Annotated in this window: 13 protein-coding genes; 7 read left to right on the forward strand and 6 right to left on the reverse strand. The window is 40.2% G+C overall.

The genetic code is table 11. The features are described from left to right. Window positions 1-44: 44 nt before the first annotated feature. From qatD to cadR, 6 genes are all read right to left on the reverse strand, one after another. On the reverse strand, window positions 45-776 hold the full coding sequence (gene qatD / locus MHM94_RS07755) for a Qat anti-phage system TatD family nuclease QatD (RefSeq protein ID WP_062566148.1): 732 nt from the start codon (window positions 774-776) through the stop codon (window positions 45-47). Beyond that, window positions 773-2,107, reverse strand: coding sequence for a Qat anti-phage system QueC-like protein QatC (gene qatC, locus MHM94_RS07760; RefSeq protein ID WP_063702034.1), 1,335 nt, complete (start codon window positions 2,105-2,107; stop codon window positions 773-775). Before qatC ends, qatD begins: the two co-directional genes overlap by 4 nt. Beyond that, on the reverse strand, window positions 2,100-2,987 hold the full coding sequence (locus MHM94_RS07765) for a hypothetical protein (RefSeq protein WP_016708226.1): 888 nt from the start codon (window positions 2,985-2,987) through the stop codon (window positions 2,100-2,102). Before MHM94_RS07765 ends, qatC begins: the two co-directional genes overlap by 8 nt. Before the next feature lies 1 nt (window position 2,988). Beyond that, window positions 2,989-4,749, reverse strand: coding sequence for a P-loop NTPase fold protein (locus tag MHM94_RS07770; RefSeq protein ID WP_082079326.1), 1,761 nt, complete (start codon window positions 4,747-4,749; stop codon window positions 2,989-2,991). Between the two features lie 11 nt (window positions 4,750-4,760). Continuing rightward, window positions 4,761-5,336 (reverse strand): recombinase family protein, encoded by a 576-nt coding sequence (locus tag MHM94_RS07775; RefSeq protein ID WP_062566150.1) that lies wholly within the window; start codon window positions 5,334-5,336, stop codon window positions 4,761-4,763. Window positions 5,337-5,467: 131 nt separating this feature from the next. Beyond that, complete coding sequence (gene cadR, locus MHM94_RS07780; RefSeq protein ID WP_016708229.1) at window positions 5,468-5,857, reverse strand: Cd(II)/Pb(II)-responsive transcriptional regulator; 390 nt, start codon at window positions 5,855-5,857, stop codon at window positions 5,468-5,470. Window positions 5,858-5,939: 82 nt separating this feature from the next. On the opposite strand from cadR, the gene MHM94_RS07785 reads away from it, so the two are divergent. The 7 genes from MHM94_RS07785 to MHM94_RS07815 all read left to right on the forward strand — a co-directional run bounded on the left by MHM94_RS07785 (window position 5,940) and on the right by MHM94_RS07815 (window position 14,114). Beyond that, entirely contained in the window at window positions 5,940-6,593 is a 654-nt protein-coding gene (locus tag MHM94_RS07785) for a cation transporter (RefSeq protein ID WP_016708230.1), read from the forward strand. Window positions 6,594-6,605: 12 nt separating this feature from the next. Further along, window positions 6,606-7,334, forward strand: coding sequence for a transglutaminase family protein (locus MHM94_RS07790; RefSeq protein ID WP_235419342.1), 729 nt, complete (start codon window positions 6,606-6,608; stop codon window positions 7,332-7,334). Next, complete coding sequence (locus MHM94_RS07795) at window positions 7,327-8,226, forward strand: cation diffusion facilitator family transporter (RefSeq protein WP_016708232.1); 900 nt, start codon at window positions 7,327-7,329, stop codon at window positions 8,224-8,226. Before MHM94_RS07790 ends, MHM94_RS07795 begins: the two co-directional genes overlap by 8 nt. A 45-nt stretch (window positions 8,227-8,271) precedes the next feature. Then, on the forward strand, window positions 8,272-8,634 hold the full coding sequence (locus tag MHM94_RS07800; RefSeq protein ID WP_016708233.1) for a hypothetical protein: 363 nt from the start codon (window positions 8,272-8,274) through the stop codon (window positions 8,632-8,634). 69 nt (window positions 8,635-8,703) lie between these two features. Further along, a complete protein-coding gene (locus MHM94_RS07805) occupies window positions 8,704-10,032 on the forward strand; it encodes a TolC family protein (RefSeq protein ID WP_029216105.1) in 1,329 nt (442 codons plus the stop codon). 2 nt (window positions 10,033-10,034) lie between these two features. Further along, a complete protein-coding gene (locus MHM94_RS07810; protein ID WP_016708235.1) occupies window positions 10,035-10,949 on the forward strand; it encodes an efflux RND transporter periplasmic adaptor subunit in 915 nt (304 codons plus the stop codon). A gap of 54 nt (window positions 10,950-11,003) precedes the next feature. Beyond that, window positions 11,004-14,114, forward strand: coding sequence for a CusA/CzcA family heavy metal efflux RND transporter (locus MHM94_RS07815; RefSeq protein ID WP_016708236.1), 3,111 nt, complete (start codon window positions 11,004-11,006; stop codon window positions 14,112-14,114). Window positions 14,115-14,198: the final 84 nt, after the last annotated feature.

Raw genomic sequence — 14,198 nt, forward strand, 5'->3', positions numbered from 1 at the left:
AAACCTGAATAAAATTGTTATAAGATTACGTGACGTATAATTAGTTACTTGACTGATGTTAAACACCTAAGGTTTGCTGACAGTTGCTCAATTATCGAAGCCTTATTTTTACACCAAATTTCAGCCAGATATTCAGTAACAGTGCCAACACTTGAAGGAAACAGAATATTCCCCGCCACTTTGGCGAAAGGGCCATCAGTTTCGAGTAAAATCCTATCTTGAGGTATCCACGATATTACTTTTTTAGCTCTGGCTGAAGTAAGCATGGCTGGCCCAATAGAAAAGAAACAGCCTAGCTCGACGGCTTCTAGAACTTGCTTCTTAGTACCTAAAAACCAATGAAGAATAGAAGTACCAGCATCGGGGTATAACTTAAGTTGTTCAAGTACTTCACCTGTCGCATTAAGACTATGGATAGTTAATATTTTGTTATCAAAGCCTTCACATTTTTTCAAAATATGCGTAAAAACCTCTAATTGATCATCAAAGTAATCAGCATAACCTTTTGAGCCATCCAGCCCAATTTCTCCAATATATCTAGTTCTATCAACTAGCTTATCGAATAGAGGTAGTTCATTTTTCCTTAAATGAGCAAGTTGAGGGTGCAGACCCAAAGCCGTTTTACAGTGTTTTATGTCACTTGTTAACTGGACAGTACCTTCAAAAGCTGACGGCACCGTAGTTACTGATAGCACGTAATAATTACTGCTTTTTATGTCGTTCAATACCTCTTGATAATCTGGATATAAATCAACATGGCAATGAAGATCCATCATGATGATTTATCCGCTTGGAGAAATAATTCAACCTCTGCCAATCCTCGCTTAATAGTTGATTCTAATTTTTCTCGTATATCTTTTTCTTGTGGTATTGGTCCTGACTTTCGAAGCCAAGAACGATAGTTATCGGATTGTTTCAATCTAATAATGGCAGTTTGAACCGCTTGGAGATCATCGCGAGTATCTTTTTCTTTAATAAGACCTCTCAACCGCTTTGTCTTGTATGGCGCATCTTGTGTAAAACCAGCATGAAAAACTGACGCTCTTCGAATAAGGCAAGGTACACAATGCCCACACTGTTTATGCTCTCTGTGCCAATGACTACAAGAAACACTCAGAGGAACTGCTTTTCTAATTGCGTCTTGATCAACACATTCCGCTAACATTTCACCTTTAGTTTTGAATTGATAGGGGTTTACAAATTTGACATGAAACCCAGTGTCTCTAAGCAAAGATTCAAGCCTGCTTAGAAAATTAGGATGAGTAGTTCTAGTACTATGGCTACCAATCCGTCTTCTGGTAAGCGGTGGATTTATAGAAATATAGCCATTCTCAGGGACGACAATAGTTTCAATACTGCTATCGCAATTAGCATTTCTTAAGGCTGATATACCAAGTACCGCCATAGCTAGGAAGTTGAAGCTTCTTCCCCTCATGCTAATGTCAGTTTTACCTTCTAACTGCTTGATAATATGAGGAGACATTGAATAGGACAATTCGCCGAATGGCGGGGACAATAATTGCTTAATATCTTCCTGTTTTGCGCCATCACCACGATAAGCGTGACTAACCAAAAGCGGTTTTAAGGCTGACTCTCCGTTTAAAATGTCAATTGCACCAACTGCGCTATCAAGACCTCCTGAAAAAAGGCAGACTGAGTTGAGTCCAATTAATGATTTTGCTTTTGCTTTCGCTTGCTCACTTGTTTTAGGAGTCGGCATCGGCATAGTTGTTTTTTCAAAAGTAAACTGCCATTGATCGCCCGTTAGAAAGTTGAGCAAAGAACTTAGTTCAGGCTCAACAGTATTCCACATATCCTCATCGGTAACAGGAACATGCAAGTGCATTTTTCTAGCCCATGCATTTTCTGCATTATCCCTCAATTCAAATGTATCAGCGGCGGTAACGGCGGTTGCAATTGTTATCAGATCTATTGCATCAGCATCTACATGCAATCCTAAATCACGAACTGTTTGTAGTAGTTGTTTTGACACTAAGCTGTGCTTAGTGATGTCATTTTGATGCGTGTGAAACATTTGGACAGGATGACAGTCTTCAGAAAAATCAGGCAAGTTAGCTGGGTCATGGTTAAAATAAAAATTAGTCATCAAAACTCTCCCATTCATCCACTGTCATTGCAATTGCATCAGCTTGAATTTTAGTAATATTTTCCTTGCTAATAGTACTAGGGTTGCCATTAGTTACTTTGTCTAACTGCTCTTGTGTGATCACTTTTATTAATTCCCTTAATTCTACTTCCATTTGATGATGCTTACTTGCAGGCTCAACATGAAACCAAGCTCTGCCCATGCCTTCAACCACATCCTGAAAAATAAGATCTGTTAAATAACAGCCTATGGCTTCTTGAATAACTTCGTCAGTAAAACTGTTTGGGTCAAATTCTTCTGTATCGGGTAATGCTTCCTCTAGTGCGTAATCCAACGCAACTCTTACAGCATCCGAATCGGCATTATCAGGTGCCAAATGACTAGCAATTTTGTCAATTGCTTGGTCAGTCGATAACCCAGTTAGATCACCTAATGATAAGCTTTGATTATTAACCGTTACGGTGTCGCCACGCATGACACCAAGCAATCCAGAACCAGCCGTTATACCGCTTGCTAGTCTCCGGCTTGTGCTTTTACCTCCGCCAGAGCCTTTTCTAGAGTAACTTTTTAATGAACGCCTTAGATCTGAGGTTGAGCCACCTGTTTGTGCATATTTACCAAATGCTCTTCTGGCGCTGGCAAACCTATTTGGAGGTGGCGTTGCTGTTGGCGAACCACCGATTTCTTGTTGAACCTTGTCATTGTCAATATCGTTGGTATGGTCATTCTGATCATCAGATTGATTGTTATCAGAACCAGTTTGATCATCCCCATCAGTACCTGATGCAGGCTCTATTGTGACGGGATCTCCTTGCTCTGCCCAAGATGGAATTAGCGGACTCTTGTTATTCGGTCCTGTAGACGATGCGGACGTACCCATATTACTTAATTCCCTCTAGTTCTTTTAAGATTGGATTGAGCCACCTTTGACGAGGCAAGCTTTTTAAGAATGTAAGAAGACTTAAGCAACATTTATCATCCTGCTTGGCAAGTAACACGGCTCCATAGATGCCTGTTGGTTTTTCGGTCCAATCACCAATCAACTTAAAGTTTTCAATCAAACCATCCATGACTGACATGTACTCTTCCTTCGGAGTTGTGGTAATCGCAGTAGAGTTAACGCCACTGACCCTTACCTTTTGCTTCATTAATTCTTCTACAAGTTTTTGAGCAGCTCCCGACATTACCGCATTAACAGCACCCATTGGAATGCTTTCTCGGCTAAGGTATGCCGCTGGGGTCAAATCCATCTCAGTAAACATTGGAGGTAATTTTGACCATTTATCAATAAAAGCTAGGTCGAGTTTCCACTCTTCAGGTAACTTTATTTCATCAAATTCAACTTCTGAATTTTCGAGATCCGCTAAAACTTTTGGATATCCGTTTTCCTTATCAATTAATTCATAAAGCTTGTTAGTAGCCTGAGTGCCTAAGCACCTCTCAAAAATTACCAGCTTAGTGATAGTTTTCTCGTCAAGCTGCATTCCTCGACGGTGAGCCGTTTTCTTTCTCATCTTAACTTGATTGAGTAATCGCTTAACTATGCGAGGGTTACCGTTAATGTTTGTGGATTCAGCTAATAGTGGAGCTAACTGTTCAGCAACTACAAATTTGCTTCTGAGTCCTGAATGCTTTTCGATATCGTGATCCTGAAGAAGCTCATCAACGGTAATTTGTGGTTGTTTCCAAGAAAGCCTTAATGATTCTTCAAGGGCACATCTTATCGCTTCTAACTGAGCATCTGTCACTCCGTGGTCTTGAGCGGTGAGCATCATTAAATATGCCCTTATCTCAAGAACACCGGGCCTTGGTACATGCACAGGAATTTGAATAAGCTTGTCTAAATAATCAGTTTGATGTCGTTGAGATGCACCTTTGTGATATTCAGGTACTGCCAAACGGATCATGTCTTCATCGGCGGCAATGACAAATGCGGTATTTGGTAAAAATAGAAATAATCTGATCGCCTCAAGTGTTGAAATGGCATTAAATGGAGAGCAGCGATCTAAATTATCGACATAGACAATAAGTGGCTTATCAAACTCCTTTAACAGATCAGAATATGCTTTTCGGAATTCTTTAATTTCTTTAGGAGGTGAGAATGATTTCTTATCTTTGATCAAACCTTTGTTTTTCTTCGCAACATCCTTAGCGCCATCGACAGCACCTTTTACATCATCAACATCAAGTTCACCATCGTCACCACCACTGAATAGTCCCATGATCTTCTGTATACCACCCATAGTCGGTATACCAGCTAATGCTGCACCACCATCCATTAGCAGTCCCATCAGTCTGATCTTATCTATTCGTCCAGCAAACTCTATTGCTTTTGCACTTAGATTTTTATCGTCTGCTGCTTTTTTTACTAAAGTAGATGCAATTGTTTCTAATAGCGCTGCTTTAGCGTCATCGTATCCTTGGAAAGTCCATGCATCGAAATGCACTTGTATATATTCTTGTTCATCAGTTTCCAAAGATGCTTTGGTAAGTTCAAGAATCGTGGATTTTCCAGCGCCCCAATCACCAAAGACACCTATACTAATAGGCATTAATTCCTTTTCAGTGATAAGATCTTTAATCGACTCAGCCGTTTCATTAAAGTTTAAGAAGTCAATTTTTGACTCTTTATCAGACCACATAACATCTCCTTTTATTTATTATTTTTTTGTTCCATTCTTTCAATAGTTCGATGAACCGTCGGGCGGCTAACAGAATATTTCTTCGCTAATGCAGAGATCGATTCACCATTTAATTTATCTTTATATAATTCTTTCGCTTGTTTGTCTGATAAAGCAGGCAACCTACCCATATGTTTGCCTTTAGCCTTCGCTTCTTCGCGACCTTCTGCGGTTCTGGCTTTTATAAGATCCCGCTCAAGTTGAGCGAATACTCCACATAGGTTGATCATGGCGGTGGCAAACGGATTATCATTTTTAGTATTGAGAGAGCCGTCGATAATATTTAAACAAGCCCCCTTTTTGTGGATACTTTCAATAGCCTCAAGAATAGACTTTAATGATCGGCCTAGCCGATCAAGGCGAGTAACAATTACCTCATCACCCTCCCTGATAAAATCGATGAGTTCCTTTAGCTTTTCTTCATTTCTAATGGAAGCACCTGACTGTTTTCCTTGAAATATTTTTTCACAGCCATGAGCGTCCAACTTGGACAGTTGAATATTTAAATCTTGCTCTTTAGTTGAGACTCTTGCAAAACCAACTTTCATATGTACGAAACCTGTAACTTTCGTACATCTTAACAATCAAGTGAACGAAAGTACATTAAATAAATTTCGTACATGAACGTAATAAAATATAGTTATTCGTACACAACACGGATAGAAAATGAATGACAATTCTAACTATCAAGTGACTTAATTATTCCACACGCTTCAATGGTGTTTTCAGTTGTACACAAACTTGCCATTTGTTGAAGCTCAGCTTTTAGTGCTTTGAGTTCTCTCATTCGATTGTTAACTAAGGCCAATTGTTGAGCAATGAGCTTATTAACACTTGCACAGCTTTCTTCTGGCTTATTTTTCAGTTCCATAAGGCGTTTAACATCTGTTAGAGGGATATCCAAACTTCGGCAATGCTTTATAAACTCTAATTCTTTTAAAGCCCGTTCACCGTATAACCTGTAATTCCCTTCAGTACGTTCAGGAGTTGAAAGCAACCCTTCTTTCTCGTAATACCGAATTGTTTGTATCGAACACCCTGTCGTTTTTGAAAGTTCACCTATCTTCATAAAACTTTAGTCCTAAATCTTGACTCTATAGTCACTATAGACTTTATAGTTAAGTTATCAAGCAAATAACTAAGGCCGTGCAATGAGTGGTTGTGGTTGCGAAGTCGAACTAAAAGATGCGAAACAAAAACATGTGCTGTATTGGTTGCTAGGTATTAATGCGGTTATGTTCTGCGTTGAGATTACTGTGGGCCTATATGCAAACTCAACGGCTTTGATAGCAGATTCAATGGATATGCTGGCTGACGCAATTGTCTATGGTATTGCTCTATATGCCGTGAGCCGATCTTTAAAGCATAAAGCCAATGCAGCCCTTATCAGCGGTTACTTTCAGCTGACACTCGGAATACTGGTAATCTTTGACATAGTAAGAAGACTCGGAGAAGGTGAGCCTCACTCTTGGTTCATGATCGGCTTTGGTTTTGTAGCATTAATAGCAAACGTCATTTGTTTAGTTTTAATCAGAATGCAAAGCAATGGTGAAGTCCATATGCGTGCAAGCTGGATATTTTCAGCCAACGATGTGATCGCAAACTTGGGGGTCATTGCTGCTGGTGTTTTAGTGATGCTACTTGATTCTCGCTGGCCTGACATTGTGATTGGTAGTGTGATTGCAACCCTAATTTTAAGAGGGGCTTACCTGATTATTACTGATGCGAAGAAAGAGCTGAGCAACGCAGAGTTAACAAGCGAAAACAATAGCTGTAGTGGAAGTAAATCAAAATCATGTTCTTAAAGGAGATGGATAATGAGTGCTAATTATTTAGAGAAAACACAAATATTAGACTTAGATGATCACAGCATCCAATCTCTAATAGCAGATCGGAATTGGAATACAATGGATGAATACAACACAATAGGAGCTGCTTACACCTTTGTTAAAGATGAGATTCAGTTTGGTTACAACCGCAGCGATGATATATCTGCGAGTGAAGTTTTAGCGGATGGCTATGGACAGTGCAATACCAAGGGAAACTTGTTAATGGCTCTATTCCGAGCGCTTGGTATTCAGTGCCGATTTCATGGTTTCACGATTGACCAACAGCTTCAGAAAGGCGCTATTCCTTCTTATGTATTTTGGCTTGCCCCAAAATCCATTATCCATAGCTGGGTAGAAGTGCTCTATGAAGGTAAGTGGATCAATTTAGAAAGCTTCATTCTCGACGAAGCTTACCTAAGTTCAATTCAATCCAAATTCAGTCAAGCTAAAGATAATTTTTGTGGTTATGGAATAGCTACTACCTGCATAAGTAACCCAGAGACGAACTGGGTTGGTAAAGATACTTATATTCAAAAAGAAGGCATACACGACGACTTTGGCTTTTATGACTCACCCGATGAATTCTATGCTGAGCAGGGAACCAATCTAACGGGTATTAAACGTTGGGCGTACCAAAACTTTATCCGTCATATCATTAATTGGAATGTACAAAGGCTTAGAAGAAAAAATGTAACCGCCGAGGCTCAACATGCATAACCACTCTCACGGTCATGATCACCCTCACAATGATGAGGACGCTTCGAGACGCATTGGCTGGGCTTTTTTTCTAAACCTCACGTTTACCATCATCGAATTTATCGGAGGTTGGTTAACCAATAGTACGGCAATCATGGCAGATGCTATCCATGATTTAGGAGATAGCATCTCCATAGGCACCGCATGGGGATTAAATAAGCTCAGTAACAAGCCTGCCTCTAGCCAGTTTTCATATGGTTACAAGCGCTTTTCATTGCTTGGCGCATTGATTAACGGTTTGGTATTAACTGTTGGTTCTGTTTTTATACTAATTGAGGCCATACCAAGATTAGCTAACCCCGAAATGCCTCAAGTCGAAGGAATGCTTTTATTAGCTATTTTTGGCATGGTGGTAAACGGTTACGCTGCCTATAAGCTAAGTCATGGAAAGACCTTAAATGAACGAGTTTTAAACTGGCACTTGCTTGAAGACGTTTTAGGTTGGATAGCTATATTTATTGTATCAATCGTATTGATGTTTGTTGAATGGCCCATACTCGATCCTATTTTATCAATTGGGTTTACCCTTTTTATTTTATTTAATGTTGTAAGAACACTGAAAACGACACTTATGCTCTTCTTGCAAGCGACACCAGATATTGATCTTATTGAAAATATTAAATCGAAAATAGTTTCTAAAGCCATTGTGGGTGAAGTACATCACTTACACATCTGGTCACTTGATGGTGAACACAACGTTTTAACCGCCCATATTGTTTTAAACACTGAAATATCTAACGAAGAGCTGAAATCGTACAAGCTAGAGTTGCGACAGGAGCTTAAAGAGTTTGATTTTGCTCATACAACAATTGAAATAGAGTTCATAGACGAGCAATGTCGTGACGCAAGCTAAACGATAGTGTTAACATTGGCATAACTAAGAGATAGTTGAAACGAAATGAATATTAAACAATTCCCTGCATACATCATGATAGTGCTGATATTACTTCAGTCATTTTCTGCTGTGGCAAAAGTTGCTGATGTTCATATTGTTGATTCCGAGCATATAAAAACCGAGCATGTTCATGCTTTAGATGACCACATTTCTTCTGAAAAATTAATACAATCATCAGCAGATAATGACCAACACAACCCCGCTGATTGTCATCATTGCGGACACTGCAATGGCTCGCATGTACAGTTTGCTACGCATGTTTACATCAGTAGAGACATTGATTTCAAATCAAGTCAGGTATTTGATTATTTAAAAGTAGTCATTGAAGCTCCCCCTTCCAGATTACTTCGACCTCCCAAAAGTTAGTCCTTTTATTTAATTGGCGCGTTAGGCGGTGAAGCCAACGCTCGTTTCATAAAATAAACAGGACAAAATATGAATATGTCTTATTTTAAGGCCCCCGTACTTGCTTGGAAGAAAGTAAAACGGTTGCTTCTGTTGTCGTTTTTAGTGACAACTAATAATGTATTTGCAAATGACTTAACTGTTGATTCAGTTTCATTGTCAGAGGCAATACAACGAACACTTGCAAACAACCCACAGCTAACAGCTTTTAAATACAAACAAAAGCGTTTAGACGGCGAGTTAGCTACCGCAGGGTTAAAACCTGAATATAACGTCAGCGCTGAATTGGAAAACTTTGCAGGTACAGGTGATGTATCTGGATTCAGCGACGCTGAACTTACCTTATCAATATCTTCCGTGGTGGAATTGGGAGATAAGGTAAATAGCAGAAAGCTTTATGTTAATGCCCAACAGCAAGCAATAGCTGTTGAAAAAAGAATACAAACACTCGATATTTTGGGTGAAGTAGCAGCTCGCTATATCGATGTTTTGACGTTACAGCAAATCATGCTCGTCAATGAAAATGCAGAAAAGCTAGCACGAGAAACCTATCAAACTGTCTCCAAAAAAGTTCGTGTTGGTTCGGCACCGTCATCAGAGCAAAAACGAGCTGATGCAGCTTTAGCAACAGCTCGACTAAAGACGCTAACCATTTCCAAGCAGTTAGAGGCCAGTGTTCGTAAGTTAGCTATTATGTGGGGAGAACAATCACCGCAATTCTCTCGTGTATCAGGCGATTTATTTGCACTTCCCAAAACAATATCACTCGAATACATCATGGCTCAACTTTCTCAAAGTCCTCATATATTAGCTTATGCAGAGCAATCGAGAATTCAGCAAGCTCAATTACAATCAATCAACGCACAAAGCCACGCTAATATAACGTGGAGCGCAGGTGTGAAAAGACTTGAAGGTAGCAATGAGACTGCGTTGGTTGCAGGAATTAGCGTCCCTCTGTTTACGAGTGATAGAAATAGAGGCAGCTATCAATCTCAAAAAGCAAAACTCGATGAAGTTGAGCAGCAACGGAAAGCCAGTGAGCGAGCAATTTACAGCCAATTAGCGACATTTTATGCGGCTCAGGAAGAGGCTCGCCTTACGGTTGAAACCTTACAAACCAGTATTATTCCGCCTCAAGAAAGTGCTTTGTCATTAGTGCAAAAAGCCTATTCGGACGGGCGCTTTAGTTATTTAGAGCTAGTTTCAGTTCAAAAAGAGCTTATTGAGATGCAATATGCGCTTATTTTTGCCGCAAGTGAGGTTCACAAACAAAGCGCCTCCATTGAGTCCTTATCAGGCATTCCATTAATTTCTTCCGGCAATACAGAAAGCCAACTTTCAAGCTTTATTGAGAATTAATCATGAAAAAGAAAAATATATTAAATTCACCAATCAGCCTTTTCAAATTAATGCTTGTTGCTGTAATTGGTTTCACCTCCATCACGACCTCAGCCAGTGAAGAACACAAAGATGAAATAGTCTCTATGTCTGTTGAGATGGCTAAACAAAACAGCATTGAAACAGTAGCAGCAACTAGCGGTGTTATTCATAACGAAGAAGTTGTATATGGAAAAATCGTTGCCGATCCTGCCTCACTTGCGCACGTTAACGCTAGATTCGATGGTGTTATTAAGGAAGTAAAAGTCAATCTCGGCGAAGAGGTCAAAAAAGGTGAAACGTTGGTAGTGATTGAATCCAATGAGAGCTTAAATCAATATTCGATAAAAGCACCAATGTCTGGGCGTATAGTCGCTAGGCAAGCCAATATTGGCGAGCTTACAAATGGTGAAAACTTGCTGACAATAGCCAATTTTGACGTGGTTTGGGCACAACTATCAGTGTTTCCTACTCAGCTAAGTAAGGTTAACGCTAACCAGCAGGTGCTAATTCATAGCACTGAATTTAATCAAAGTGCGCAAATTAGCTATTTAACACCATCACTAAACGACAAGCCATACTCATTGGCATTTGTAAAATTGGATAACAAAACCAACAAGTGGCCGCTTGGCACTGTAATTAAAGGTGCGGTTACGACCAGTCAACACTCTGCTCCAGTTGTTGTGCCAAAAGGAGCCATTCAAGAGTTTGAAGGCAAAGATGTTGTTTTTATTAAAGAAGGCAATGAATACCACCCTAGCGCCGTAAAAACTGGCGCTTCAGACGCTATCAATATTGCTATCATCGACGGTTTGAACGTCGGCGAAAGTGTGGTTGTAAAGAACAGTTATCTGCTAGTTGCTGATCTAAAAAAATCGGAGGCTGGACATGAACACTAATCTCCGACCTTTTTGTCCTCTACATATTGGCTTCAGTATTATCGAGGTGAAAATATGATCGCTTGGATACTAGAATTATCTATCCGTAGACGTGGTACTATGTTGCTTATGGCCTTGTTTATCATCGCTTTAGGAATATGGAACTATCAGAAGCTACCTATTGACGCTGTGCCAGATATAACCAATGTACAGGTACAAATAAACACGCAGGCTCAAGGTTATTCACCTTTGGAAACAGAGCAACGGATTACGTTTATCGTCGAAACGGGCTTGGCAGGTTTACCTAAGCTGGATTATACCCGTTCACTTTCTCGATATGGCCTGTCGCAAGTGACTGTTGTGTTTGAAGAAGGCACAGATTTGTATTTTGCCAGAAACCTAATCAATGAGCGACTTAGCGCAATTAAGGAGCAACTACCGTTTGGCATTGAACCAGAAATGGGACCAATTGCTACGGGCCTCGGTGAAATATACATGTACAGTATAACTGCCGACGAAAGTGCAAAGCAGAATAATGGCTTACCCTATGATGCGATGGCGTTAAGGGAGATCCATGACTGGGTAGTGAAACCACAACTTGCATTGGTTAAAGGGATTACGGAAATCAATGCAATTGGTGGCTATAAAAAGCAATACCATATCAATCCCGATCCGTTAAGGATGTTGCACTTCGGTATTACCAGTGAAGCACTATCAAATGCAATAATGCGAAATAATGCAAATCAAGGGGCTGGATTCATCGAAAGAAGCGGACAGCAAATTCTTGTTCGTTCACAAGCTCAGTTGCAATCTATTCAAGACATCCAAAACGTCATTATAAAAAGCGACGACGGCACACTTGTAAAAGTTAAAGATGTCGCCGAAGTTGCGATAGGAAAAGAGCTAAGGACAGGAGCTGCATCACTGGAAGGCAAGGAAAGTGTGATTGGCACCGCAATGATGCTGGTAGGAGAAAATTCACGCTCGGTGGCATTGGCTGTTGGTGACAAGCTTAGTGAAATCCAAAACAGTTTACCTCAAGGCGTGTCCATAGTTCCCTTATATGACAGGACAACTCTGGTTGATAAAGCAATTAGCACCGTACAGAAAAATCTTATTGAAGGTGCATTACTGGTTATCTTCGTATTGTTCCTATTACTGGGTAACATACGCGCCGCTTTGATTACCGCCGCAGTAATTCCTTTGGCAATGTTGGCAACAATCACGGGCATGGTTCAAAGCAAAGTCTCTGCGAATTTAATGAGTCTGGGAGCCTTAGATTTTGGATTGATTGTCGATGGCGCGGTAATAATCGTTGAGAACTGCATTAGGCGGTTAGCAGAAAGCCAAAAACGAAATAGTTCTGTCATTTCCCTGAAAGAACGCCTAGACATTGTTTATTCTGCTACCAATGAGGTTATACGACCTAGTGTTTTTGGCGTATTGATCATAACGATTGTCTATTTACCTTTGTTTACCTTATCGGGTGTCGAGGGCAAAATGTTTCATCCGATGGCCGCAACGGTGATAATCGCTCTATTGTCTGCAATGGTATTTACCTTCACGCTAGTCCCCGCTGCGGTTGCTTTATTCTTGAAAGGCAAAATCAGCGAAAAAGAAAGTCCAGTAATTGTCGGCGCTAAGTCAGTTTATAGTCCTGTTTTGAAGTGGGCTTTAAAACTACGTTGGCTAGTTGTTTGCGGCGCTGCTTTACTTGTGACATTTAGCATATTACTTGGTAGTAAATTAGGATCTGAATTTGTTCCTCAACTTAATGAAGGTGACATTGCACTGCACGCGATGCGTATTCCGGGCACGGGTATTGACCAAGCTGTAGAAATGCAGAAGGTACTTGAACAACAAATTATGAAATATGATGAAGTTGTTACGGTGTTTTCAAAAACGGGCACAGCAGAAGTTGCGACAGACGCGATGCCGCCAAATGTGACTGATACTTTTCTGATATTAAAGCCGAGAGAGCAATGGCCCGACCCTAATTTAACGAAAGAGGATTTTGTTGAAAGGCTGGAAAAAGATCTCAGCTCTATTCCCGGCAATAATTATGAGTTTACTCAACCAATTCAGATGCGATTTAACGAATTAATTAGCGGAGTAAGAGCTGATTTAGGGATTAAGCTCTACGGTGATGATCTATCCCAACTTGTCATTTCTGCACAAGAAGTTTTGGCTACACTCAATACAATTTCAGGTGTTGCTGATGCGCGGCTCGAACAAGTTGATGACGTGCCTATCTTTACCGTTAACCCCAAGCCTGAAGCATTAGCGCTATACGGGTTGGATGCAAGCGACTTACAGTCTTGGTTAAAAACAGTCGTGTCAGGTGAAGGCGCAGGGTTAATATTCGAAGGTGATCGTCGATTTGAAATTGTAGTTAGATATCCTGAGCTGTTGAGAGCCAACCTTGATCAGCTAGGTAATTTGCCAATCGCGACAGAAAGTGGTGAGTTTGTACCTGTAAGCGAAGTTGCAGAGTTAAATTATACGACAGTTCCAAGTCAAATAAGCCGAGAAAATGGTAAGCGACGAATTGTAATTACAGCAAATGTTAGAAACCGAGATCTAGGCTCATTCGTACAAGAGGCACAGCAAAAAATTCAACAAAATGTTGAATTGCCTGCTGGTTATTGGCTTGAGTACGGCGGAACATTTGAGCAACTTGAGAGTGCAACGCAAAGATTATCCATCGTAGTACCTGCCACATTGTTTGTAATTTTGACACTGCTTGTCATAGCATTTAGTTCAATAAAAGATGCCCTGATCATATTTAGTGGTGTGCCTTTAGCACTTACAGGCGGCGTATTGGCTTTGTGGTTAAGAGACATGCCTCTTTCAATTTCTGCTGCTGTTGGATTTATCGCTCTTTCAGGGATAGCTGTATTAAATGGACTGGTGATGCTGTCATTCATTAAACAGCGATTACTTGAAACAGGAGAGCTAATAAACTCAATTATCGAAGGTGCAACTATCAGGCTTCGCCCTGTATTAATGACCGCTTTGGTTGCTAGCTTAGGTTTCATTCCTATGGCATTAAACGTCGGAACTGGGGCTGAAGTTCAGAGGCCATTAGCAACGGTGGTAATTGGAGGGATTATTTCCTCTACTTTACTTACTTTAGTTGTTTTGCCTGTTCTATATAGAATTGTTTACAGTAAATACAAATCTTAACTTTAATTTAGAGGCTTCTCGTAATGTTTTCGAGAAGCCTTTTGTTAAGTTACTTTTGCTCGTTCAGGTGTGTAAAAAGACCTA

Origin of the sequence: Pseudoalteromonas sp. CNAT2-18.1 (genome assembly GCF_022347865.1) — a bacterium.
Classification (GTDB): Bacteria; Pseudomonadota; Gammaproteobacteria; order Enterobacterales; family Alteromonadaceae; genus Pseudoalteromonas; species Pseudoalteromonas ruthenica.

Excerpts from the sequence above, each read along its gene's own strand:
- qatD (WP_062566148.1), bottom strand. The coding sequence starts at position 776 with ATGATGGATCTTCATTGCCATGTTGATTTATATCCAGATTATCAAGAG.
- qatC (WP_063702034.1), bottom strand. The coding sequence starts at position 2,107 with ATGACTAATTTTTATTTTAACCATGACCCAGCTAACTTGCCTGATTTT.
- MHM94_RS07765 (WP_016708226.1), bottom strand. The coding sequence starts at position 2,987 with ATGGGTACGTCCGCATCGTCTACAGGACCGAATAACAAGAGTCCGCTA.
- MHM94_RS07770 (WP_082079326.1), bottom strand. The coding sequence starts at position 4,749 with ATGTGGTCTGATAAAGAGTCAAAAATTGACTTCTTAAACTTTAATGAA.
- MHM94_RS07775 (WP_062566150.1), bottom strand. The coding sequence starts at position 5,336 with ATGAAAGTTGGTTTTGCAAGAGTCTCAACTAAAGAGCAAGATTTAAAT.
- cadR (WP_016708229.1), bottom strand. The coding sequence starts at position 5,857 with ATGAAGATAGGTGAACTTTCAAAAACGACAGGGTGTTCGATACAAACA.
- MHM94_RS07785 (WP_016708230.1), top strand. The coding sequence starts at position 5,940 with ATGAGTGGTTGTGGTTGCGAAGTCGAACTAAAAGATGCGAAACAAAAA.
- MHM94_RS07790 (WP_235419342.1), top strand. The coding sequence starts at position 6,606 with ATGAGTGCTAATTATTTAGAGAAAACACAAATATTAGACTTAGATGAT.
- MHM94_RS07795 (WP_016708232.1), top strand. The coding sequence starts at position 7,327 with ATGCATAACCACTCTCACGGTCATGATCACCCTCACAATGATGAGGAC.
- MHM94_RS07800 (WP_016708233.1), top strand. The coding sequence starts at position 8,272 with ATGAATATTAAACAATTCCCTGCATACATCATGATAGTGCTGATATTA.
- MHM94_RS07805 (WP_029216105.1), top strand. The coding sequence starts at position 8,704 with ATGAATATGTCTTATTTTAAGGCCCCCGTACTTGCTTGGAAGAAAGTA.
- MHM94_RS07810 (WP_016708235.1), top strand. The coding sequence starts at position 10,035 with ATGAAAAAGAAAAATATATTAAATTCACCAATCAGCCTTTTCAAATTA.
- MHM94_RS07815 (WP_016708236.1), top strand. The coding sequence starts at position 11,004 with ATGATCGCTTGGATACTAGAATTATCTATCCGTAGACGTGGTACTATG.